We start from the raw sequence: 265 nt of genomic DNA, 5'->3' as shown, positions 1-265 counted from the left end.
TGTCCCGGAGGACGAGTGGGCCGGCGACGTGTCCCTCGGCGAGGCGATCGCGAACAACCAGGTCCTGGTCCTCGACCAGCACCTCAACCCGGTGCCCGACGGTGTTCCCGGCGAGCTCTACCTGGGTGGGGCCGGACTCGCCCGCGGCTATCTCGGCGACGCCCGCAAGACCGCGGCGGTCTTCCTCCCGCACCCGTTCGCGGACGGTGAGCGGCTCTACCGCACCGGTGACCGGGGGGTGCGGCGCCCGAACGGCACGCTGACG

Annotated in this window: 1 protein-coding gene; it reads left to right on the top strand. The window is 73.2% G+C overall.

From position 1 onward, the window contains the following. Positions 1 to 265 (top strand): AMP-binding protein (locus tag LQ326_RS47600; protein ID WP_234545438.1); only part of this gene is annotated, 265 nt, incomplete at both ends.

Origin of the sequence: Streptomyces shenzhenensis (genome assembly GCF_021462265.1) — a bacterium.
GTDB lineage: Bacteria > Actinomycetota > Actinomycetes > Streptomycetales > Streptomycetaceae > Streptomyces > Streptomyces shenzhenensis.
This window is presented reverse-complemented; position numbering and strand designations above follow the sequence as displayed.